20 protein-coding genes are annotated in these 22,852 nt (G+C 75.2%); 5 read left to right on the forward strand and 15 right to left on the reverse strand.

What is annotated here, in order from left to right:
* Positions 1-2,612, reverse strand: a 2,612-nt coding sequence (locus tag H7K62_RS19175) for a sensor histidine kinase (RefSeq protein WP_186721653.1), incomplete at its 3' end; no start/stop codon positions are given.
* Between the two features lie 132 nt (positions 2,613-2,744).
* Here H7K62_RS19175 and H7K62_RS19180 point away from each other — a divergent pair.
* From H7K62_RS19180 to H7K62_RS19195, 4 genes are read left to right on the forward strand one after another with little or no spacing between them, the layout of a single operon-like run.
* Entirely contained in the window at positions 2,745-3,443 is a 699-nt protein-coding gene (locus tag H7K62_RS19180; protein ID WP_186721655.1) for an NTP transferase domain-containing protein, read from the forward strand.
* 10 nt (positions 3,444-3,453) lie between these two features.
* A complete protein-coding gene (locus H7K62_RS19185) occupies positions 3,454-4,494 on the forward strand; it encodes an NAD(P)H-quinone oxidoreductase (RefSeq protein ID WP_186721657.1) in 1,041 nt (346 codons plus the stop codon).
* On the forward strand, positions 4,491-5,039 hold the full coding sequence (locus H7K62_RS19190; protein ID WP_370591855.1) for a bacterial proteasome activator family protein: 549 nt from the start codon (positions 4,491-4,493) through the stop codon (positions 5,037-5,039). The genes H7K62_RS19185 and H7K62_RS19190 overlap by 4 nt, the downstream gene beginning before the upstream one ends.
* A gap of 14 nt (positions 5,040-5,053) precedes the next feature.
* A complete protein-coding gene (locus tag H7K62_RS19195) occupies positions 5,054-5,509 on the forward strand; it encodes a hypothetical protein (protein ID WP_186721658.1) in 456 nt (151 codons plus the stop codon).
* Here the strand turns inward: H7K62_RS19195 and H7K62_RS19200 are convergent.
* The 9 genes from H7K62_RS19200 to H7K62_RS19240 form a co-directional block, all read right to left on the reverse strand.
* Positions 5,499-6,299, reverse strand: a complete 801-nt coding sequence (locus H7K62_RS19200) for an HAD family hydrolase (protein WP_186721660.1) — start codon at positions 6,297-6,299, stop codon at positions 5,499-5,501. The genes H7K62_RS19195 and H7K62_RS19200 overlap by 11 nt on opposite strands.
* Positions 6,300-6,309: 10 nt before the next feature.
* Positions 6,310-7,107 carry an HAD family hydrolase gene (locus H7K62_RS19205; protein WP_186721662.1) on the reverse strand — a complete coding sequence of 266 codons (798 nt, stop codon included), beginning with the start codon at positions 7,105-7,107 and terminating at the stop codon, positions 6,310-6,312.
* Between the two features lie 82 nt (positions 7,108-7,189).
* Positions 7,190-8,284, reverse strand: coding sequence for a LacI family DNA-binding transcriptional regulator (locus H7K62_RS19210; protein WP_186721664.1), 1,095 nt, complete (start codon positions 8,282-8,284; stop codon positions 7,190-7,192).
* A 5-nt stretch (positions 8,285-8,289) separates the two neighbouring features.
* Entirely contained in the window at positions 8,290-9,795 is a 1,506-nt protein-coding gene (locus H7K62_RS19215; protein ID WP_186721666.1) for a mannitol dehydrogenase family protein, read from the reverse strand.
* A 61-nt stretch (positions 9,796-9,856) separates the two neighbouring features.
* Positions 9,857-10,492: a transaldolase family protein gene (locus H7K62_RS19220; RefSeq protein ID WP_186721668.1), complete on the reverse strand. Its 636-nt coding sequence runs from the start codon at positions 10,490-10,492 to the stop codon at positions 9,857-9,859.
* A gap of 31 nt (positions 10,493-10,523) precedes the next feature.
* Complete coding sequence (locus H7K62_RS19225) at positions 10,524-11,342, reverse strand: SDR family oxidoreductase (protein WP_186721670.1); 819 nt, start codon at positions 11,340-11,342, stop codon at positions 10,524-10,526.
* Positions 11,339-12,235: a carbohydrate ABC transporter permease gene (locus H7K62_RS19230; RefSeq protein WP_186721672.1), complete on the reverse strand. Its 897-nt coding sequence runs from the start codon at positions 12,233-12,235 to the stop codon at positions 11,339-11,341. The genes H7K62_RS19225 and H7K62_RS19230 overlap by 4 nt, the downstream gene beginning before the upstream one ends.
* Complete coding sequence (locus H7K62_RS19235; protein WP_186721674.1) at positions 12,232-13,221, reverse strand: carbohydrate ABC transporter permease; 990 nt, start codon at positions 13,219-13,221, stop codon at positions 12,232-12,234. Before H7K62_RS19235 ends, H7K62_RS19230 begins: the two co-directional genes overlap by 4 nt.
* 97 nt (positions 13,222-13,318) lie before the next feature.
* Complete coding sequence (locus H7K62_RS19240; RefSeq protein WP_186721676.1) at positions 13,319-14,695, reverse strand: ABC transporter substrate-binding protein; 1,377 nt, start codon at positions 14,693-14,695, stop codon at positions 13,319-13,321.
* A gap of 401 nt (positions 14,696-15,096) precedes the next feature.
* On the opposite strand from H7K62_RS19240, the gene H7K62_RS19245 reads away from it, so the two are divergent.
* Complete coding sequence (locus tag H7K62_RS19245) at positions 15,097-16,164, forward strand: zinc-dependent alcohol dehydrogenase family protein (protein WP_186721678.1); 1,068 nt, start codon at positions 15,097-15,099, stop codon at positions 16,162-16,164.
* 10 nt (positions 16,165-16,174) lie between these two features.
* Here the strand turns inward: H7K62_RS19245 and H7K62_RS19250 are convergent, their stop codons facing one another.
* The 5 genes from H7K62_RS19250 to H7K62_RS19270 form a co-directional block, all read right to left on the reverse strand.
* Complete coding sequence (locus H7K62_RS19250) at positions 16,175-17,203, reverse strand: Gfo/Idh/MocA family oxidoreductase (protein ID WP_186721680.1); 1,029 nt, start codon at positions 17,201-17,203, stop codon at positions 16,175-16,177.
* Between the two features lie 90 nt (positions 17,204-17,293).
* A complete protein-coding gene (locus tag H7K62_RS19255; RefSeq protein WP_186721682.1) occupies positions 17,294-18,820 on the reverse strand; it encodes a CoA-acylating methylmalonate-semialdehyde dehydrogenase in 1,527 nt (508 codons plus the stop codon).
* A 12-nt stretch (positions 18,821-18,832) separates the two neighbouring features.
* Positions 18,833-20,770, reverse strand: coding sequence for a 3D-(3,5/4)-trihydroxycyclohexane-1,2-dione acylhydrolase (decyclizing) (iolD, locus tag H7K62_RS19260; protein ID WP_370591856.1), 1,938 nt, complete (start codon positions 20,768-20,770; stop codon positions 18,833-18,835).
* On the reverse strand, positions 20,767-21,714 hold the full coding sequence (iolB, locus tag H7K62_RS19265; RefSeq protein WP_186721684.1) for a 5-deoxy-glucuronate isomerase: 948 nt from the start codon (positions 21,712-21,714) through the stop codon (positions 20,767-20,769). The genes iolD and iolB overlap by 4 nt, the downstream gene beginning before the upstream one ends.
* Complete coding sequence (locus H7K62_RS19270; protein ID WP_186721686.1) at positions 21,711-22,847, reverse strand: transaldolase family protein; 1,137 nt, start codon at positions 22,845-22,847, stop codon at positions 21,711-21,713. Before H7K62_RS19270 ends, iolB begins: the two co-directional genes overlap by 4 nt.
* Positions 22,848-22,852 lie beyond the last annotated feature (5 nt).

Genomic DNA, 22,852 nt, shown 5'->3' on the forward strand with positions numbered 1-22,852 from the left:
GGGAAGAGCCCGCGCCGGGGGGCGGCGCGGTCGGCGCCGCGGGCGCGCTCGGCCTCGCGGGCCGGCAGCGCGGGTGCGCCGCCGGTGCGCGTGGCGGTGGGCGCGTACGGCTCGGCGGCCTCGTCGAGGGCCGCCAGGGGCGGGGCCTGGAGGGCCGTCGGGCTCGCCTGGGTCACCGGGGGCGCGGCGGTGGGGGCGGCGGTGCCGGAAGAAGTGCCGGAAGAGGTGCCGGGGGCGGGCGCCAGCGGGGCGCGCAGCGCGCTGAGGTCCACCTGCGAGGACCCGCCGCCGGCGGGCTCGAGCTCGCCGCGGCGGGAGGTGAAGGTGCGGAAGACGGCGCTGCGACGGACCACGGCGGGGTCGGCCGGACCCGCCGGGCCTGCGGCGGGCGCAGCGGCGGCCGGGACGGCGGCCAGCACCTCGGCGCCTGCGGTCTCCCGCGCCTCGGTCGGTCCGCCCGGGGCGGGCGCCGTCGCGCCGCTCTCGGCACGCGCCCTGCGGGCCGCCTGCGCGGCCTGCGCCGCGCGCGGTGCGCGCCGCGGGAGGCCGCCCCCGGCCGTCGCCTCCGACCCCGCGGAACCCACCGGGGCCAGGGGGGCGGTGGGCCGGCGGGCCGGCACCGGGCCTGCGGCCAGGGCAGCAGCCGTCTCGGGCAGCCGCACCGCCGGCAGCGCGCCGGTGGCGGTGCCGCGGACCGGCAGCGCGGGCTGGGGCGCGCAGGCGTCGGGGTCGGCGGCCTGCACGGCACCGGCGAACACCGACGACGGCAGGGACACCGCCACCACCGTGCCGCGCGTGGCGCCCGCGTGGACCTCCACGACGGCACCGAGGCGTCGAGCGATCCGGCCCACCACGAAGTACCCCAGCTCGGAGGCGCCCACCGCGGCGCTGGCCGAGGGGTCGGCCAGGCGGGCGGCGACCTCGGCCCGCTGCGCGGACGTCATGCCGATGCCCTCGTCGGTGACGGTGAGCAGCACGCCGCCGGGTGAGGTGGAGGTGGCCACGCGCACGCGGGTGGACGGGTCGGACGAGCGGGTCGCGTTCTCGAGCAGCTCGGCGAGCAGGTGCGCGGCCGGGAGCGCCAGGTGGCCCAGCACGCCGGGGTCGGCGCCGAGGGCGAGGTCGACGCGGCGGTAGTCCTCGATCTCGCTGGACGCGGTGCGGACCACGTCGGACAGCGGCATCGGCGCTCGCAGCCGGCGGCCGCTGTCGATGCCGGCCAGCACCAGCAGCGACTCGGCGTTGCGCCGCATGCGGGTGGCGAGGTGGTCGAGGGTGAAGAGGTCCTCCAGGGTGCCGGGATCCTCCTCGGCGCGCTCGAGGGTGTCGATGAAGGACAGCTGGCGGGTGAGCAGCGCCTGGTCGCGGCGGGCGACGGTCACGAACGTGCTGGCGATGGCCGAGCGCAGCGCGGCCTGCTCCCGGGCCACCTGCACGGTGGTGGCGTTGACCTCGTTGAAGGCGGCGGCCAGGCGCCCCACCTCGTCGCGCCCCCTCACCGGGATGGGCTCGAGGTCGGCCTCCTCCACGGCGTCCTCGGAGCCGTCGCCGGAGTGGGCGGCCTCCACCAGGCGGGGCAGGCGCTCGCGCACGTCACCGGCGGCGCGGGTCAGGGCGCGCAGGGGCCCGGTGATGCTGCGCGCGATGAGCAGCGCGATGAGCAGGGGGACGACGACGGCGGCGAGCGCGCCGGCGCCCACGGCGAGAGCGGTGGTCCGCGCGGTGGTGGCCTGGGCGGCCACCGCGTCGACGCTGGCGGCTGACAGCGCCTGCGCGGACGGGGTCAGCGCGGCGATCTCGGAGTTGAGGGCCGAGCGCCACGAGTCGACCGAGGGCAGGGCGAAGCCGGCGGCGGGGTCGGCCTCGACGGCGGTGCGCAGCTGGACGAAGGCCACGCTCGGCTGCGGGATCTGCACGCCCGCGCTGCGCGCCAGGCGCACGGCCTCGCTGCGGTTGGTGGAGATCTGCGCGGTGAGGCCGAGCAGGCTGGAGCGCTCAGCGGAGTTGATCCCGCCGTTGGAGGCGAGCGCGCGGCTGCCGACGTCGCGCTCGTCGGCCAGGAGCCCCACCTGCTGCTGCACGGCCGTGGCGGCCCGCAGGGCGTCGGCGGTGGCGGGGTCGGCGTCCTCGGCGAGCGCGCCGGGCAGGTCGCTCTGCGCGCCGATGGCGGCCTCGTAGGCGGCGGACACGAGCGTCGAGCTCTGCTGGCCCTCGTCGACCAGCGCGCGGGCGTCCCGCACCTGGCCGGAGGTGGTCAGCGCCGCGGCCACGGCGCGCCCCGGCTCCTCGCCGAGGCGCTGCGTGTCCACCTGCTGCAGCTCGCGGGTCACACCGCCGAGCAGCGAGTCCGTGGCCGCGCGGGCCTGGCTCAGGTCGGTGGAGGCGCCGGTGTCCCCGCCGAGCACCCGCGTGGAGGCGGTGCGCTCGGCGTCCAGCGCGCTGACCAGCGCCGGGACGTCCCTGGCCACCTGCACGGCCTGCTGCAGCGCGGCGGCGTCGCGGGCCGCCGCGAGGCCGTTCCAGGAGAAGACGGCCGCCGCCGCCACGAGCACCAGGACCGGCAGGGCCAGCACGGCCAGGATCCGGGACCTGATGCTGAGGTTGCGGACCATGTCCACCTTCCGAGGAGCGTGTTCACCACGTGTGCGCCCGTCACCCGACCGGCGCACACCGGGCACATCCTCCCCCAGGTCTGCCTCTGCGTCGACGGCCCGGCCCCGGCCGCCCCGCGGGAGGATCGCCGGGTGCCCCCCGCTGCTGCTCCCCCCGGCGGTCCCGGCGCTGCGCAGCGCGCCGCGTCGTGGGGGGTGGTGGTCCCCGCCGGCGGACGCGGGTCCCGCCTGGGCGGGGCGGACAAGCCCGCCCTGCTCCTGGGGGGCCGCAGCCTGCTCGAGCGCCTGCTCGACGGCCTCCCCGCGGGTGTGCCGGCGGCCCTCGTGGGCCCGCGGCGGGAGCTGGCGCTGGCCGTGGACCGCCCCCTGCTGTGGTGCCGGGAGGAGCCCCCGGGCGGCGGGCCGGCCGCCGCGCTGGCGGCGGGCGCGGCGGCGCTGGCGGCGAGCGGGACGCCCGGCCCTGACGTCGTCGTCGTCCTCCCCGGCGACGCGCCGCACGCCGCGGGGGCGGTGCCGGCGCTGCTGGCCGCCCTGCGCACCTCCCCCCGGGCGCGGGCGGCGGTGGCGCTGGACGCGGGCGGGAGGCGCCAGGTGCTCGTCGCGGCCCACCGCGCCACCGCCCTGGCCGCGCGGGTGGCCGAGCTGGGCGACCGGGAGGGTCCGCGGGGGCTGGCGGGCCTGGCGGCCGCGCGGCTGCTGCCCGGCGGCGAGGAGCTCGTGGAGGTTCCCGTGCCCGAGGAGCTGCTCGCCGACGTCGACTCCCCCGGCGACCTCGAGCGCCTGGAGCAGCGGGAGCCCCTCCGCAGGGCGGACGGGCCCGAGCCTGCGTAGGGTCGATCGGGTGCGTGCCGTGGTGGTCCGATCCGCCGGAGGTCCGGAGGCGCTGGAGCTGGCCGAGGTGCCGGACCCGGAGCCCGGTCCCGGGGAGGTCCTGCTCGACGTGGTCGCCTCGGGCGTGAACCGCGCCGACCTCATGCAGCGCGAGGGGAAGTACCCACCACCCCCCGGGGCCAGCGAGGTGCTGGGCCTGGAGGTGTCGGGGAGGGTCGCCGCGCTCGGCGCCGGTGTCGAGGAGACCGCCGAGCTGCGCGTCGGAGACGCGGTCTGCGCGCTGCTGGCGGGGGGCGGGTACGCCGAGCGCGTCGTCGTCCCCGCGGGGCAGGTCATGCCGGTGCCCGCCGGTCTGGACCTCGTCGACGCCGCGGCGCTGCCCGAGGTGGCGGCCACCGTCTGGTCGACGGTGTTCATGAGCGCCGGCCTGCGCCCCGGCGAGGTGCTGCTCGTGCACGGCGGAGCCAGCGGGGTCGGGACCATGGCCGTCCAGCTGGCCCGCCAGGCCGGGGCCGTGGTGGCGGTGACCGCCGGCAGCGAGCGCAAGCTGCGCGCCTGCGCGGACCTCGGGGCCACCGTGCTGGTCGACTACTCGCGCCAGGACTTCGTCGAGGAGGTCCGCGCGGCCACCGGCGGTCGCGGCGCGGACGTGGTGCTCGACGTCGTCGGAGGCCCCTACCTGGGACGGAACCTGCAGGTGCTGGCCACCGGCGGGCGGCTCGTGCAGGTGGGGATGCAGGGCGGCCGGCGCGGCGAGGTGGACCTCGGCCTGCTGACGTCCCAGCGCCTGTCGCTGCTGGGCGCCACGCTGCGCGCGCGGCCCGTGGACGGGCCCGACGGCAAGGCGGCCATCTGCGCGAGCGTGGTGGAGCACGTGTGGCCGCTAGTGGCCGAGGGCACGGTGCGCCCGGTGGTCTCCGAGCGGGTGGCCGTCCCGGCGGGCGCCTCCCCCGAGGAGGCCGCTGCCGCGGTGCGCCGCGCGCACGCCGACCTCGAGGCGGGCGCGCACGTGGGGAAGGTCCTGCTGGTCTGGGAGAGGAGCGCGGCGTGAGCGAGCAGTCGGGTGGGCAGCCGGGTGGGCAGCGGGAGCAGCCCGACCCCGTGGTGGTGGTCTCCGGGACGGCGCTGTCCGCCGGCGGGGAGGACTCCGACGCCGCGCGCGCGGTCGGCAGCGTGGAGCAGCCGGCCAAGGTGATGCGGATCGGCAGCATGGTCCGCCAGCTGCTCGAGGAGGTCCGCGGGGCGCCCCTGGACGACGCCGGGCGGGCGCGGCTCGCTCAGGTGCACGAGCGCTCCCTCGCCGAGCTGGAGGACGGGCTGAGCCCGGAGCTCGTGGCTGAGCTGCGCCGCATCTCGCTGCCCTTCGGGGAGGGCGAGACGCCCTCGGACGCGGAGCTGCGGATCGCCCAGGCGCAGCTGGTCGGGTGGCTGGAGGGGCTCTTCCACGGCATCCAGACGGCGCTCGTGGCGCAGCAGGTGGCGGCGCGCTCCCAGCTGGAGCAGATGCGCCGCGCCCTGCCGTCCGGGCACGGTGAGCCCGGCGGGCCCGGTGGACCGGGCCAGCCGGGGCAGGGGTCCACCGGCCAGTACCTCTGACGGGCGGGCGGCCGGTGCCACCCCGGCGGCGGCTGCGCGACGTGCTCGCGCGCCGCTCCCCGGACGACCTGGAGCTCGGTGAGGGCGGCGTCTGGCGGCGCGTGCACGACAGGTTCCGCCGCGCTGTCGACAGGTACCACCAGCTGCTGGAGGGGGTGCCGGACGGACCGCTGCGCGACGCGCTGGAGCTGTGCGGCGCGCGCCTGGCGGCCTGCCTGGACGAGGTCCGCGCCGCCTGCGCCGCCGAGCAGGCGGCGCAGGCGAGCACCGGCCTGGAGGTCCCCGGCGGTGCCGCCGGGGAGCACCACGCGCGCCTGTCCCGGGCCGCCACGCTGGCGGCGCAGGCCGCGGAGGCGGTGACGATGGCCCGGGTGCGTGCCCGCACCGACCCCTCGGTGCTCGTCGACGCGTCCGGCGCCGACGCCGCCGACCGGGCCGTGGGCCAGGTCGAGGCCCTCGTCAGGGCGTGAGCTGCAGCAGGTGCTCGAGCACCTGCGCGACGCCGTCCTCCTCGCACGGCGGCGTCACCGCGCGCGCGGCGGCCAGCACGTCGGGGTGCCCGCCGCCGACGGCGTAGGAGCGTCCGGCCCAGCGCAGCATCGGCAGGTCGTTGGGCATGTCCCCGAAGGCCGCCACGTCAGCGGCGTCGACGCCCAGGCCCGCGGCCAGCTCCGCGAGCGCGCTGGCCTTGCTCACGCCCCGCGCGGAGACCTCCACCAGCCCGTCCATGCCGGAGTGCGTGGGCTCGACGAGGTGCCCCGCGACGCGCTGGACGACGTCGAGCAGCCGGTCCGACGGCGTGGACTCCTCGCGCAGCAGCAGCTTCACCACGCCGGGGTCGTCGGCGAGCAGCTCGGGCAGCTCCCCCACCACGGCGGTGCGGCGGGCGTCGAAGCGCGGCGCGTACGCCGGCTCGTGGCGGAACCCCGCGAGGGTCTCCAGCGCGGCCGAGACGCCGGGCAGCTCGCGGCGCACGGCGGGCACGGCCTCCAGCACCGCCGCCGGGGGCACCGCGTGCGAGCCGATGACCGCGCTGGTGGCCAGGTCGTAGGTGATGGCGCCGTTGGCGCAGACCACCACCACCGGCCCGAAGAGGTCGGCGAGGTCCACCACCCAGCGGGGCGGGCGGCCGGTGACGGCCACGACGTGCACCCCCGCCTCCCGGCACGCGTCGAAGGCGGCGCGGGTGCGCGCGGACACGGTGCCGTCGCTGCGGACGACCGTGCCGTCGAGGTCGGTGGCGACGAGCCGCAGGCTCACCGGGCGGTCCTCACGAGGCCGCTCGGACCAGCAGGCCCTCGAGGACGTCGGCGAGGCCGTCGTCCTGGACCGGGGCCGTGACCTCGTCGGCGGTCTCGCGGACCTCCGCCGGTCCCTGGCCCATGGCGACGCCGCGGGCGGCCCAGCGCAGCATCTCGACGTCGTTGCGGCCGTCCCCCACCGCGAGGGTCTGCGCGTGCGGCACCCCCAGGCGCACCCGGACCGGCTCCAGGGCGCTGGCCTTGGTGACGCCGAGCGGCGCGAGGTCGAGCCAGGCGGTCCAGCCGACGGCGTAGTTGACGCCGTGCAGCCCCACCCGCGCCACCAGCTCCACGAAGTCGGCCGTGGTGTGCTCGGGGCTGCGCACCACCACCCGGGTGGCGCGCTGGCCGGCCAGCTGCGCGAACTCCACGGTGCGCAGCGCCCCGTCGAGCTCCCCCTCGGGGAAGGCGCCCGCCACGAGCACGCCGCCGTCGGCGACCTCGACGGCGAAGGCGGCGTCCGGCAGCTCGCGGTGCAGCAGCACGAGCGCCTCGGCCGGGTCGAAGGTGACCACGTCCACCAGCTCGCTGCCTCCGGGCAGCGCCGGGTCGAGGCGGGCGGTCACCGCGCCGTTGCTGCAGACCGCGTATCCGGAGTCGAGGCCGAGGGCGTCGAGCACGGGCTGGGTGGAGGCCAGGGAGCGCCCGGTGGCCACCACCACGTGGTGACCGGCGGCGGCGACGGCGCGGACGGCGTCGCGCACGCGGTGGGACAGGCGGAGGTCGTGGTCGACGATCGTCCCGTCCACGTCGAGGGCCACGAGCACGCCCCCACCCTACGAGGGCGTCCCCGCCCCGAGCCGCCCCGGACCGGCGCGGCGCGCACGACCCGGGTCAGCGCGGCCCGGGTCAGCGCGGCGGGAGCTCGCCGGAGCCGCGCACGATGAGGCGCAGCGGCACCCGCTCGTGCACGGGCGGACGCCGGTCCCCGTCGATGCGCGCGAAGAGCAGCTCCGCCGCTCGGGCGCCCATCACCTCGACGTCCTGCTCGAGCACCGTGAGCGGGGGGCTGAAGGCGTCGGCACCGGCGAGGTCGTCGACGGCGGCGTAGGCGAGGTCGCGCAGCCCGAGGCGGGCCATCGCCGAGGCCAGGCCCATCGTGACGCGCGCGACGCCGGACAGCACCGCGGTGATCCCCCCACCCGGTGCGCCGGACGCCGTGTGCTCGCGCAGCACGTCGACGGCGCGCTCGGTGGTCTCGCTGGGCAGGTATCCCAGCCAGGTGGAGAGCGGCTCGAGGCCGGCCTCGCGCATGGCCGCCTCGTAGCCGCGCCGGCGCAGCTGCACGGTGGTGGCGGCCGGTCCGGAGCCCACGAAGAGGACGCGGCGGTGCCCGTGGGCCAGGAGGTGCTCGGTGAGCAGCCGGCCCGCCGCCTCGTTGTCGATGCCGACCGTGTCGGAGTGGCTGCTCGCGCTCGGGGCGTCCACCTGCACCACGGGCAGCTCGGCCGCGAGCGCGGCCAGGTAGCCCTCGGGCGCACCGGCGGTGCCGGTGGCCACCACGAGGCCCGCGACGCTGCGCGACAGCAGCGGCTCGACCGCCTCCTCCTCCGAGCGGCCGGACCCGGCGCAGGTGATGACCACGCCGTAGCCGCGCTCGTGGGCGGCCTGCTCGACCTGCGCCACGATGCGGCCGAAGAAGGGGATGGTGAAGTCCTCCAGCGCCACGCCGATGGCGGTGTCCTTGCCGCGGCGCAGGGTCCGGGCCTGCCGGTTGACGGAGTAGCCGAGCTCGCGCGCCGCCGCGCGCACGCGCTCGGCGAGCTCGTCGGTGACGCCCGCGCCGCCGTGGAGGACCCGGGAGACCGTGGACGCGCTGGTGCCCGCCGCCGCGGCCACGTCGACCAGCGTGGCCCGCCCCGCTCGCGCCGGCGCGGTCGGCGGCGCGGACGACGGCGCGGATGACGGCGCGGGGGGTGCGCTGCGGACCACCGGGTCGGCCATGGGGGTCACTGTGGCAGGAGCCGCCGGAGGGTGGCGCGGGCGCCGTCGGCGTGGAGCCCGCGCAGCGCGTCGAGGTAGGCGGAGGTGAACCGCTCGTCGTCCACGAGGTCGCCGAAGAGCTCGCGGTCGCGCACGAAGGCCAGCTCATCGCCCGCGAGCTGGCGCTGCGCGGCCTCCTGGACGCGGTCGCGGCGGCGGTCGACCACGGTGATGGGCTCGCCGTGCTCGTCGACGCCCTCGGCGTAGCGGGCCCAGCTCGCGATGACCGCGGCGGCCCGGTGCACGTCGCGCCCCGCGGCGAGGTCGGCGCGCACCACGGGCACCAGCCACTTGGGGATGCGGTCGGAGCTCTCCGCGGCCAGGCGCGCGGTGGTGTCGCGCACGTGGGGGTTGCCGAACCGCTCCTCGAGGGTGTCCTTGTACTCCTCCAGGTCCACCCCGGGCACGGGCGCGAGGGTGGGGGTGGCCTCGACGTCCATGTACGCCCGCACGAACGGCTTGAGGTCGGGGTCGGTGGCGGCCCCGTCGACGAGCTCGTGGTCGAGCAGGCGCCCGAAGTACGCCAGCGCCTGGTGGCTGGCGTTGAGCAGGCGCAGCTTCATGAGCTCGTACGGCTCGACGTCGGGCACCACCTGCACGCCGACCTCCTCCAGCGGGGGGCGGCCGGCGCCGAAGGCGTCCTCCAGGGCCCACTGGGTGAACGGCTCGCACACCACCGGCCAGGCGTCGGCGATGCCGAACTCGGCCTCGACCAGGGCGACGTCGTCGGGGGTGGTGGCGGGGGTGATCCGGTCGACCATGGAGTTCGGGAACCGGACGCGCTCGCGCACCCACTCCCCCAGGGCCTCCTCCCGCAGGGCGGCGAAGGCCGCGAACGCCGTCTGCGCCAGGTGCCCGTTGCCCTGGAGGTTGTCGCAGCTCATCACCGTGAACGGGTCCAGGCCGCGGTCACGGCGGCGCACGAGGGCCTCCACCACGAGGCCGAAGACCGTGGTGAGCTTCGCGGCGTCGGAGCCGGCGGCGGCGTCGGCGGCCACCGCGGGGGTGTCGGTGACGAACTCGCCGGTGATGTCGTCGAGGTTGTACCCGCCCTCGGTGACGGTCAGCGAGACGATCCGCGTGGTGGGGGCGGCCAGCTTCTCCACCACGGCCTCCGGGTCGTCGGGGGCGAAGAGGTACTCGACCACCGAGCCGATGACGCGGGGCTCCAGGGAGCCGTCGGGGTGCTTGAGCACCAGCGTGTAGAGGTGGTCCTGCGCGGCGAGGGCGTCGCGCATGCGGGCGTCGCCGGGGAGCACGCCCACGCCGCAGATGCCGTACTCGCGCGCCGCCTCGAAGTCCTCGGTGAGGAGCCGGTCGAGGTACACGGCCTGGTGCGCGCGGTGGAAGCCCCCCACCCCGAAGTGGACGACGCCGGCGGTCACGGCCGACCTGTCGTAGCCGGGCACCGGGACGCGCGTGCCGATCTCAGCGAGGTTCTGGGCGTTCAGCGCGGTGGCGTTCTCGGGCATCGGTGCCTCCGGGAGGTGCAGATGAGTGCAGTGGTGGTGCGGGCGGGCAGCGGGTGGTGGGTCAGCGGGCAGCCTCGAGGAAGCGCCGGTCGGCGTCCAGCGTCTGCGGGTGCGTGAAGAGCTCCTCGGCCAGGGCGGTGCCGAGGGTGGCCGCGGGCACTCCTGCCGCGGCGAGCGCCCCCACCGCCGCGAGGCTGCGCAGGCTCGCGGCGAGCACGGCGCAGCCGCTGCCGTCGAGGGCGCGGTGCATGGCGACGACGACGTCGACGGCGGCGTCCTCGTCGTCGGCGACCTTGCTCACGTAGGGGGCCACCCAGCGCGCGCCGGCGGCGCCGGCGAGCACCGCGTGGGCGACCGTGTGCGCCGCGGTGAGCAGCGTGGGCACGCCCTCGGCCGCGAGCTGCGCCGCGGCGGTGGTGCCGTCGAGCGTGGCGGGCAGCTTGACCACCACGCGCTCGCTGAGCCCCGCCAGCTGGCGGCCCCGCCCGGCCATCTCCACGGCGTCGGCGCCCCAGGTCTGCAGGAACACCGCCTGCGCGCCGTGGGCGACCGCCCAGTCGTGCACGGCGGGCACGTCGCCGCTGCCGAGGCCGGCGCGCTGCAGGATCACCGGGTTGGTGGTGATGCCGCGGAAGACGCCCGTGGCCAGCAGCGGCGCGGCTGCGGCGCGGTCGGCGGTGTCGAGGTAGAGCTCCACGGGTGCTTCACGGTCCTTGCGGTCGGGGCGGTCAGGAGAACCACATGCCGCCGTCGACGACGACGGACTGGCCGGTGATGTAGGCGGCGTCGGGTGACGCCAGGAAGGAGACCACACCGGCGACGTCGGCCGGCGTCTGGAGGCGTCCGAGGGCGATCTGGCCGGTCATGGCTGCCATCGGCGCCCCCCGCTCGGCGCCGGTGCGCTCGGACAGCGAGGCGTCGATGCCGTCCCACATGGGGGTCTGGACCACGCCCGGGCTGTAGCAGTTGGCGGTGATCTGGTGCTCGGCCAGCTCCAGGGCCACCGCCTGCGTGAGCCCGCGGACGGCGAACTTGGACGCGGAGTAGGCGCTCTGCCAGCGCCCCGCCCGGTGCGCGGCCACGGACGCGGCGCCGATGAGCCGCCCGCCCCGCCCCTGGTCGACCATGAGCCGGGCCCCGGACCGGTAGCAGTTGGCCACGCCCCGCACGTTGACCGCCAGGGTGGCGTCCCACTGCTGCGCGGTGGTCTCCAGCAGCGGCGCCGTCACCGCGATCCCGGCGTTGGCGACGACGACGTCCAGCCCCCCGAACGCCTCGGCGTGGGCCCGCACCGCCCGGTCCACCGAGTCCTCGTCGGTGACGTCCACGTGGTCGCTGCGCACCGCCGCGGCTCCCGCGCCGCCTCCGGGCGTCCCCCCGGACGTCCGGAGGCGGTCCTCGACCTCAGCGAGCGCGTCGGAGGCGCGCTCCAGGTCGAGCAGGGTCACCGCGAAGCCGTCGGCGCTCAGGCGCGCGGCGACCGCCTGCCCGACGCCGCCGGCTGCCCCGGTGACGAGCGCGGAGCGCAGCGGCCCGCGCCCGGTCACTTCACCGCGCCGAGGGACAGGCCCTGGACCAGCTTGTCCTGCGCGGCGAACCCCGCCACGAGCACCGGCAGGGAGATGACCACGGCGGCCGCGCACACCTGCGCCAGGAACAGGCCCTGGCTGGTGGCGAAGCTGGTGAGGAACACGGGGGCGGTGCCCGCGACGGTGCCGGTGAGCGTGCGGGCCAGCAGCAGCTCGTTCCAGCTGAAGATGAAGCAGATGAGCGAGGTGGCGGCGATGCCGGGCAGGGCCACGGGCGCCACCACGGACCGCAGCATGGTGACGAGCCCGGCGCCGTCCAGCTGGGCGGCCTCCATCATCTCCACCGGGACCTCGGCGAGGAAGCTGCGCATCATCCACACGGCGATCGGCAGGTTCATCGACGTGTAGAGCAGGACGAGCAGGTTGATGTTGTCCAGCAGGCCGGTGTTCTTGGCGAAGAGGAACAGCGGCAGCAGGCCCGCCACGATGGGCAGGAACTTCGTGGACAGGAAGAAGAACAGCACGTCGGTCCACTTGCTGACGGGCTTGATGGACAGGGCGTAGGCGGCGGGGACGGCCAGCACCAGCACGAGCAGGGTGGACAGGACCGACGCCGTCAGGCTGTTGATGAGCGGGGGCCAGGGCGTGGTGCCGCCGCCGGCGCCGAAGAAGGCGCGGTAGCCGTCCAGGGTGAGCGGGGCGAAGACCGACGGCGGGTTGGTGGAGGCGTCGGTCTCGGAGTGGAACGACGTCAGCAGCATGAAGAGCACAGGAGCGACGAAGAGCAGCCCCACCGCCCAGGCGGCGATCCCCCACGCGGGGTGCCCGCCCTGCTCGGGGGTGCGCCGCTTCTTGCGCGCCGGTCCCTTGAAGGAGGTCGCCGCGACGGCGCTGTTGGTGTGGGTGCTCATCGGCCGGTCTCCTCGTCGAAGAGGCTGGACACGGTGCGCAGCGCGAAGGTGGCGATGATGATCGTGCCGATCACCACGACCACGCCCTGCGCCGAGGCGAGCCCGTAGTCCTGCTGCTGGAAGAAGGTCGCGTAGACCGTGTAGGGCAGGTTGGCCGTGCCCAGGGCGCCCGCGGTCATGATGAACACGGAGTCGAAGGCCTGGACGATGTAGATGGACCCGAGCAGGCCGCCGAGCTCGAGGTAGCGGCGCAGGTGGGGGAACGTGATGTAGCGGAAGATCTGCCAGCTGCCGGCTCCGTCCATGCGGGCGGCCTCCACCACGTCACCCGGCTTGGACTGCAGGCCCGCGAGCAGGATCAGCATCATGAACGGCGTCCACTGCCAGACGAGGGACATCTCGATCGACAGCAGCGGGTGGTCGGACAGCCACACCGGCTGCGGCGGGCTGTCGGAGCCGAAGAGGGACCAGACCCACGTCAGCACGCCGTTGACGAGGCCGTAGCCGGAGTTGAGGATGCCGTGCTTCCACAGCAGGGCCGCGGCCACGGGGACCACGAGGAACGGCGCGATCATCATGGTGCGCACGGCCCCGCGGCCGAGGAACTTGCGGTCCAGCAGGAGGGCGATCGCGGTGCCGAGGACCAGGCTGACGAGGACGACGGTGGCCGTCAGCAGGATCGTGGTGATCACCGAGTTGCGGATGGTCGGGTTGGTGAAGACCTGGACGTAGTTGTCGAGGCCGGTGAACCCGATCTGGTCCGGGCGCAGTGCCCGGTAGTCCATGAACGAGATGACGATCGTGGCCAGGAACGGCAGCTGCGTGGCGGCGATCGTGAAGATCAGGGCGGGCAGCAGCGGGATCCTGCGGCGGCGCGCCTCGCGGCGGTCGCGGGCGGCCTGTCCCTGCGGTCGCTGGTAGGTGGTCCTCTGCTCCGGCGTCAGCTCCGACGCCGGCCCGGGGGCGGCTGGGGCAGCAGTGCTCATGGTGGGTCCTTCCGCCGGGCGGTGGGGGTGGGGCCCCGCCCGTCCCGGCCTGCGGGGCCGGGACGGGCGGAGGCGGTGCCGCTGGGAGGTGCGGGGGCTACTTCTTGTTGGCGTCGCCGGCGGCCTGCGCCAGCGGCTGGCCGGTGTCGAGGGCCTGCTGCACGGTCTGCTGGCCGGCGATCGCCGCGCTGACGCCCTGGCTCACCTGGGTCGCCATGCCCGCGAACTCCGGGATCGCGACGAACTGGATGCCCGGGGCCGGACGCGGCTGCACGCCCGGGTTGTTCGGGTCGGCGGCGTTGATGGCCGTCTCGGTGGCCTGGTAGAAGGCCTGCGCGGACTGCTGGTACTCCGGGATGTCGTACGTGGAGGCGCGCTTGCCGGCCGGGACGTTGGCCCACCCGACCTGCTGGCCGACGAGCTTCTCGTAGTCCTTGCCCGTGGCCCACGAGATGAACTTCCAGGCGGCGTCCTTCTTCTTAGAGGCCTCCTGGGTGGCGAACGCCCAGCTGTAGAGCCACCCCGAGGACGCCGTCTCCTTGACGGGGGCGGGCACGTAGCCGATCTTGCCCTTCACCGGGGAGCTGTCGGCCTCCAGGGAGCCGGCGGCCGAGGTCGCGTCGTACCACATGGACACGCCGCCCTGGGTCATGGCGTTGAGGCACTCGGTGAAGCCGGCGTTGGCGGCGTCGGGCTCGCCGTGCTGCTGCACGAGGTTGACGTAGAAGTTGGTGGCCTCCACGAACGGCGCGGCGCTGACCTGGGCGTTCCAGTCCTTGTCGAACCAGGTGCCGCCGTAGGTGTTCACCACCGTGGTGAGCGGGGCGAAGACCTGGCCCCAGCCGGACTGGCCGCGCAGGCAGATGCCGCGCATCTTCCCCTGGCCCTCGTCGGCCTTGGCCGCGAGGTCGGCGACCTGGTCCCAGGTGGGCTTGTCGGGCATGGTCAGGCCCTTGGCCTGGAACACGTCCTTGCGGTACATGAGGAAGGAGCTCTCGCCGTAGAACGGCTCGGCGTACTGCGAGCCGTCAGCGCCCTTGAGGCCGTCGGCGATGGGCTTGAGGACGTCGCCCTGGTCGTACCCGCTGTCCTTGCTGACGTAGTCGTCCAGGTTGGCGATCCACTTGTTCTTGGAGAAGAACGGCGTCTCGTAGTTCGAGATGGTGGCGACGTCGTACTGACCGGCCTGGCTGGAGAAGTCGGTCTGGATCTTGTCGCGGACGTCGTTCTCCGGGAGCACCGTGTAGTTCACCGTGATGCCGGTCTGCTTGGTGAAGTTGTCGGCGGTGAGCTTCTGCAGGTCCACCATCTGCGGGTTGTTGACCATGATCACGTTGATCGACTGGGCGCCGCCGCTGCTGGCGTCGCCGCCACCACCGCCGCCGCTGCCTCCGGCTCCGGCGCAGCCGGCCGTCATCACGGCCAGGCCCGCCGCAGCGGCGATGGAGGCGAGGACACGTCGTCGTGCTGCCATGGGTGGAGACCTTCTTCCTCAGGGGTGACCGGGGCGCCGGAGGCGCCGGGGGTCGGGCGGTCGGTCGGGGTGGGCGCAGCCCCAGCGGCACCGTCGGGGGTGGCGCCGGGTGCGGCCGCCCTGCGCGGCCCGCGCGTCGCCGGGTCGTGCAGGAGCCGCGTCGGTGTCTCGGGGAGGGCCCTCTCTGGTCCGCCCCCGCGACGTCGTCGTCGTGGTGCCGAGGAGTCTGCCGACTCTCTGCAAACGTTGTCAACGCGCCCTGTGTAACGAACGGGTCACGCGCTGTCGGCCTTCCGGGGGGCACGCTGGCGCGCGGCCGCGTGCGGGCACCGGGTGGACGGGGCGCGACCGGTGTGTGCTCCCATGTGCCGTCAGCGACGACCACCCCTGAGGAGCCCGACGTGCGTGCAGCGTTCCTGCCCGGAGCCAGCCGGGTCGACCTGCGACAGGTCCCCGACCCGGTCCCCGGCCACGGCCAGGTGCTGCTGGCCACGAGGGCCTCCACCATCTGCGGCTCGGACCTGAGGGCGATCTACCGCGAGCACCTCGGCGAGGGTCCGGAGGCCTACCAGGGCGTGGTCGGCGGCCACGAGCCCGCCGGCCGCGTCGTCGCCGTCGGCGAGGGGGTGGAGCGGATCTCGGTGGGTGACCGCGTGGTCGTCTACCACATCAGCGGCTGCGGGCAGTGCGACGAGTGCCGCCGCGGCTACCAGATCTCCTGCACCGGCCAGGGGCGCGCCGCGTACGGCTGGCAGCGCGACGGCGGCCACGCCGACCTGCTGCTCGCCGAGGAGCGAGACCTGCTGGTGCTGCCCGACGAGCTCACCTTCCTCGACGGCGCGGTGGTGGCGTGCGGCTTCGGCACCGCCTACGAGGCGCTGTGCCGGGTGGACGTCTCCGGGCGCGACCGGGTGCTGGTCACCGGCCTGGGCCCGGTGGGCTGCGCCCTCGGGCTGCTCGCCAAGGCGATGGGCGCCCTCCTGGTGGTGGGCACCGACCCGAGCCCGCAGCGGCGGGCCCTGGCGCTGGAGCTGGGTGCCGTGGACCACGCCGTGGGCGGTTCTGACGAGGAGCTCGACGCTCTGCTCGGGGACGGCGCCGAGGTGGCGGTGGACGCGTCCGGCAACGGCCGCGGGCAGCTGACCGCGCTGCGGCACACCCGGCGCTGGGGCCGCGCGGCGCTGGTCGGCGAGGGCGGCCACCTGTCCGTGGACGTCTCGGAGGTGCTCATCCACCGCCAGCTCACCGTGCACGGCTCGTGGGTGACCTCCACGGGGCGCATGAGCGAGCTGCTGGCCAACCTCGCCCGCTGGGGCCTGCACCCCGAGCGGCTGGTCAGCGACACCTTCACCATCACCGAGGCCGCCAGGGCCTACGAGGTGGCCGACGCCGCCACCGGCGGCAAGGTCGGCATCGTCTGGCCCGACGGGCCTGACGGGCCCGGCGAGCCCGGCGAGCCCGGCGCCTGACGCGGAGGGCTCAGGGTCGGGGTTCGAGGACCACCTCCACGCGTCGCCCGGTGCGCAGGGCCTCCACGCCGGCGGTGGTCACCGCGGTGGCCGCGTACCCGTCGTAGGAGGACGGCCCGGCAGCGGTGCCCCGCCGCGCCGCGTCGGCCCACGCCTGCACCTCGGCGTCGTAGGCGGCTTCGAACCTCTCGAGGAACCCCGCCGGCACCCGGCGCCCCCGCACGGCCGTGTCGGCGCGGGCGACGAGCGGGCCGCTCTCCGTGCCCACCAGAGCGGTCCCGCGCTCCGCCACCAGCTCGGTGCGCACCTCGTACCCGAGGCCCGTCGCGGCGCTGACCTCGACGTCGACCAGGGCCCCGCTCTGCGTCTCGAGCAGCGCGAAGACCGGGTCGGCGAGGCCCTCGGGCGCGCTCCGGCGCCGTCGGGGGGTCCTCACGGTGATGGCGGTGACCTCCTCGCCGAGGAGGAACCGCGCCCCGTCGACCTCGTGGACGAGGGAGTCGAGCACCACCGTCTCACTGGTGGAGTAGGGAGGCACCGAGGCGTTGCGGTGCGCGCAGTGCAGCAGGAGCGGGGCGCCGAGCTCGTCGGTCTCGACGAGCTGCCGCAGGGCGACGTAGCCGGCGTCGTACCGGCGCATGAAGCCCACCTGCACGAGGCGCTTCCCCGTCGTCGCGGAGACGGCGGCCTCCGCGCGCACCACCTCCAGGGCCGAGGCGACGTCGGTGGTCATCGGCTTCTCGCAGAGCACCGGCAGGCCGCGCTCGAGGCACGCCAGCAGCAGCTCGGCGTGGGTGGGGCCGGTGCTGGCGATGACGACGGCGTCGACGTCGTCGTCGTCCAGGGCGGCGAGCGCGTCGGGGGCCACCCGGACCCCCGGGTGGGCGGCCGCGACGCGCTCGGCGGTCTGCGCGGAGGCGTCGGCCACGAGCACGGGCCGCGCGCCGACCACGCGGTCGGCGAGGCGCCGCACGTGGTCGGCACCCATGGCGCCCACCCCGACCACGGCGACCCGCAGGTCAGAGGTCTGCTCGGTCATGCTCCAGCGCTCCTCGCGTCCAGCGGGCAGAGGTGCGCATGACGCCCATGATCACGGTGATCATGGGCGTCATGCGCACCGGCGGTCCGGTCAGGCGTTGGTGGGGAAGCCCAGGTCGATGCCGGCGCTGGCCTGGGTGGCCGACGGGTCGGCCCAGCGCGTGGTGACGACCTTGCCGCGGGTGAAGAAGTGCACGCCCTCCACGCCGTGGGCGTGGGTGTCACCGAACAGGGAGTTCTTCCACCCGCCGAAGGAGTAGTACGCCATCGGCACCGGCACCGGCACGTTGATGCCGATCATCCCGACGCTGACCTCGTTGGCGAAGCGGCGCGCCGCACCGCCGTCGTTGGTGAAGATCGCGACGCCGTTGCCGTAGGGGTTGGCGTTGACCAGCTCCACGGCGTCGGTGTAGCTGTCCGCGCGCAGCACCGACAGCACCGGGCCGAAGATCTCCTCGGTGTAGGCCCGCGAGGTGGTCGGCACGCGGTCCAGCAGGGTGGGGCCCAGGAAGAAGCCCTGGTTGTCCGCACCGCCGTCGGCGTCCGGGGTCACGGTGCGCCCGTCCACGACGACGTCGGCGCCGTCGGCGGCGGCCACGTCGATGTAGGAGGCCACCTTGTCGCGGTGGACCTTGGTCACCAGCGGGCCCATGTCGCAGCTGCGGCGCCCGTCACCGGTGCGGATCTTCCCGGCGCGGTCGGCGATCTTGGCGACCAGCTCATCGGCGATCCCGCCGACGGCCACCAGCGCCGAGATCGCCATGCAGCGCTCACCGGCCGAGCCGAAGCCGGCGTTGACCGCTGCGTCGGCGGCGGCGTCCAGGTCCGCGTCCGGCAGGACCACCATGTGGTTCTTCGCCCCGCCCAGGGCCTGCACGCGCTTGCCGTTCGCGGTGCCGCGCTCGTAGACGTACCTGGCGATGGGGGTGGAGCCCACGAAGGAGACCGAGGCGACGTCGGGGTGGTCCAGCAGCCCGTCGACGGCGACCTTGTCGCCCTGCAGCACGGTGAAGACGCCGTCGGGCAGGCCGGCCTCCTTCCACAGCCGCGCGATGAACAGCGCCGCCGACGGGTCCTTCTCGGACGGCTTGAGCACGACGGCGTTGCCGGCGGCGATGGCGACGGGGAAGAACCACATCGGGACCATCGCGGGGAAGTTGAACGGGGAGATCACCGCGGTCACGCCGAGGGGCTGGCGCACCGAGTGCACGTCCACAGCGGTGGAGGCGTTCTCGGTGAACATGCCCTTGACCAGGTGCGGGATGCCGCAGGCGAACTCCACGACCTCCTGGCCGCGGGCGACCTCCCCGGCGGCGTCGGACAGGACCTTGCCGTGCTCGGCGGTGATGATCGCCGCCAGCTCGGGGGCGCGGGCGTTGAGCAGCTCCCGGAAGGCGAACAGCACCTGGGTGCGCTTGGCCAGCGAGGTGTCGCGCCAGCCCGGGAAGGCGGCCTTGGCCGAGGCGACCGCCGCGTCGACGTCAGCGGGCTCAGCCAGCACCACCTGACGGGCCACCTGCCCGGTGGCGGGGTCGAAGACGTCGGCGGTGCGGGTGGAGGCGCCGGAGGTGGCGGCCCCGTCGATCCAGTGGGTCACCGTCTGGGTGGTCTCGCTCATGGCTCTCTCGCCTCAGTTCGTCTCGGAGGGCTTCAGGAAGGTGCGCTGACGGGCCTTGTGCTGGTCGTAGACCTCACGGGCCCGCTGGGTGCTCTCGAGGGTGGACACCTCGCTGACGGGGACCTCCCACCAGCTCTCGCTGGAGGGCGCGTCGACGAAGGGGTCGGTCTCGACGTGGATGACGGTGGAGGTCGGCGACGCCTTGGCGTCGAGGATGGCGGCCTCCAGCTCCTTGCGGGTGCTGGTGCGCACCACCTCGACGCCGAGGCTGGCGGCGTTGGCGGCCAGGTCGACGGGCAGGAGGTCGCCGTCGAGGCGGCCGGAGGAGGTACGGGCCCGGTACCTGGTGCCGAACCGCTGGCTGCCGAGCGACTCCGACAGCGAGCCGATGGAGGCGTACCCGTGGTTCTGCACCAGCACCACGATGATCTTCACGCCCTCCTGGACGGCGGTCACCAGCTCGGTGGCCATCATGAGGTAGGAGCCGTCGCCGACCATGACGAAGACGTCCCGGTCCTCGCCTGCGTCCCGGGCAGCCATGGCGACGCCGATGCCGCCGGCCACCTCGTAGCCCATGCAGGAGTACCCGTACTCGACGTGGTACCCCTTCGCGTCGCGGACCTGCCAGAGCTTGTGCAGGTCACCAGGCATGGAGCCGGCGGCGCACACGACCACGTCGTGCGGGTCCGACAGCTCGTTGACGGCGCCGAGCACCTGGTTCTGGTCGGGCTGGGCGTCGAGGTCGCCGGTCGAGCCCGAGGCGTCACGGGAGTACACGGAGGCGACGGTCGCGTCCCAGGCGGCCTTGAGCTCCGCCGTGCGGGCGCGGTGAGCGTCTCCGACGTCGTAGCCCTCCAGCGCCTCCGCGAGCGCCTCGAGGCCCTCGCGGGCATCGGCGACGACGGCGACGGCGGAGTGCTTCACCGCGTCGAGCGCGGCGACGTTGAGGGTGACGAAGCGGGCGTCGGGGTTGCCGAACGCCGTCCGCGACGCCGTCGTGAAGTCCTGGAAGCGGGTGCCGACGCCGATGACGACGTCGGCCTCGCGCGCCAGGGCGTTGGCGGCCGTCGTCCCGGTCGACCCGATGGCACCGACCGACTGCGGGTGGTCGAAGGACAGCGCGCCCTTGCCGGCCTGGCTCTGGCCGACGGGGATGCCCGTGGCCTCGGCGAGAGCGGCCAGGGCCGCCTGCGCACCCGAGTAGTGCACGCCTCCACCGGCGACGATGAGCGGGTTCTTCGCCGACCTGATGACCTCGACGGCCCGGGCCAGCGCGGCGCGCTCGGGCAGCGGGCGCCCGATGTGCCAGGTGCGCTCGGCGAAGAGGTCGTCGTCCCAGTCGTGGGCCTCGGCCTGCACGTCCTGCGGGAAGCAGACCGTGACGGCGCCGGTCTCGGCCGGGTCGGTGAGGACCCGCATGGCGCCGAGCAGCGCGCCGGGCAGCTGCTCGGGGCGCCAGACCCTGTCGAAGTAGCGCGAGAGCGGGCGGAAGGCGTCGTTGACGGTGACGTCGCCGGAGTCGGGACGCTCCAGCTCCTGCAGGAGCGGCCCGGCGGAGCGGGTGGCGAAGGTGTCGGCGGGCAGCAGCAGCACCGGCAGGCGGTTGATGGTGGCCAGCGCCGCACCGGTGAGCATGTTGGTGGACCCGGGGCCCACCGAGGCGGTGACGGCCCAGGTCTGCAGGCGGTCCTTGGCGCGGGCGTACGCGACGGCGGTGTGGACCATGGCCTGCTCGTTGCGGCCGAGGACGTAGGGCAGCCCGGGCTCCCGTCCGGCCTCGAGGGCCTGGAGCTCGTCCTGCAGCAGGGCCTGGCCGAGTCCGGCCACGTTGCCGTGGCCGAAGATGCCGAGCGCGCCGGCGAAGAGCTTGGTGCGCACGCCGTCGCGCTCGACGTGCTGGTTCGCGAGGAACTCCACGGTGGCCTGGGCGACCGTGAGGCGGGTGGTCACTGGGCTCCTCCGAGCGGCAGGCGGGGGTCGGTGGGCTGGTCGGCCCAGGTGGAGCGCACCCAGGCGTGGTCAGGATCGTCGACGATGCGCCAGGCGCGGTCGTCGGCGGGTCCGGCCATGGCGTTGAGGTAGTACAGGTGGTTGCCCGGCGAGGCCATGCACGGACCGTGCCAGCCGTGGGGCACCAGCACGGTGTCGCGGTCGCGGACCTCGACGAGGACGTCCACCTGGCGGTCCGCACGCTCGGACGTCGAGTAGGTCCGGTGGTAGCCGACGCCGGGCTGCCCGTCCGGGCCGGGGGCGACCTCGTAGTAGTAGACCTCCTCGAGCTCGCTCTCGTGCTCGGAGGTCTCGTCGTGCTTGTGCGGCGGGTAGCTCGACCAGTTGCCGCCGGGGGTGACCACCTCGACGGCGACGAGCTTGCTGGCCACGTCGACGTCGGCGGAGGCGAAGTTGCGCACCTCGCGGGTGCACGTGCCGGCGCCGCGCAGCTCCACGGCGACCTCGTCGACGCCGATGTGGCGGACGGGCTTGCGGACCCCCTCGGGCAGCACGCCGGTCCTGGCGCCGGGCACGCCGACGCGCGCGCCGTCGTCGTCCGGGGAGGTGGAGAGCACGGCCTTCGAGCCGGCGGGCAGGTAGAGGACGTCGGTCGGGCCCGCGAACACCGACGCGCGACCGGCGAGCTCGTAGCGGGCCGGCTCCCCCGCGTCGTCGACGACGACGGTGAGGCCGCCGCGCAGCGGGACGAGCACCACCTCGTCGTCGCCGGTGTCGAGGTGGAGCTCCTGGCCGGGGGCGAGGTCCGCCGCCCGCAGCGACGTCCACCCCCACGTCGTGATCTGGGAGGCGACCTCGGGGGTGACGCGGACGTCCCAGACGCCGTCGGCGGTGGCGCCGGCGCGCAGGTGCAGGTCGGTGGCCGTGCCGGTGCTGCTGGTCACGGGGCGGGCACCAGCACGTCGCGGACGATGGCGTCGAGCTGGGCGTCGGCCTCGAGGAACTGGCGCAGCGTGTGGCGGGTGGCGCCGTACCGCTCGAACTCCTCGACGGACATGCCGCCCTCACCCTCCAGCTCGTAGGCCTTGACGAACTCGGGGATGGTCCGCAGCGCCGCGAGGTGCTCCTCGGCCACCGGCTCGTCGATCGCGTGGGGGTTGACGGGCAGGTCGTTCTCGTTGAAGCGCGCCTGCCAGTCGAACGGCGGGGAGACGACGAGGTCGCCGCCCTGCAGCTCGCTCCACTGCATGGAGTTGCGGAAGGCCGCCGACAGGATGCGCACGCGGTAGCCGCGCTCCACGAAGAGGTGGTGCGCCTTCTTCAGCGCCGCGACGCCGGCCCACTCCAGGTGGCCCGGGTCGACCAGGACGCGGTTCTTGGCGGTCCAGCTCTTCAGCCAGTCGTCCAGGCGGCCGCCCATGATCGTGCAGACGTGGCCGAACTCGGGCATCGGGAGGCCCTCGGCCTCGCGGCGGGCCATGCCGCGCTCGATGGCCTCGGCCACGGCGACGGCCTGCGGCACGGTGAAGGAGACGGTGGCGTTGAGCGAGACGCCGCGGTAGGCCGCCTCCTCCATGGCCTCGATGCCGGTCCTCGTGGCGGGGATCTTCACGATGATGTTCTTGGCGAGCCCCGAGAACCGCTCGGCCTGGTCGGCCAGCGCCGCGGCGTCGCGGTGGAAGCGCGGGTCGGTCTGCATGGACAGGCGCCCGTTGCGGCCGCCGGAGGCCTCGAAGGCCGGCTCGAGCAGCGCTGCGGCCTCGACGGAGAGCTCCTCCACGACCATCCAGCCGAGCGCTGACTCGCCCGCGGTGGGGTTCTCCTCCGCCAGCTCGCGGATGCGCGCGGTCCAGCGGGGCTGGTCGGCCTTGATGGCGGCCAGGGCGATGACGGGGTTGCACGTGGCGCCCACGGCGCCCCAGGCGATCGAGCGGGTCAGCTCGCCGAGGGCGGCGGAGTCGTTCCACAGCGCGGTGGGGGTGGTGGCCGCGGCGACGGCGGTGGGCAGGTGCGCCTGCGACGGGTCGAGGCCGGGCAGCGGGTTCGCGCTGGTGGGCGCCGGGGCGGTGGCGGTCATGGGGA

Origin of the sequence: Quadrisphaera sp. RL12-1S (genome assembly GCF_014270065.1) — a bacterium.
GTDB lineage: Bacteria > Actinomycetota > Actinomycetes > Actinomycetales > Quadrisphaeraceae > Quadrisphaera.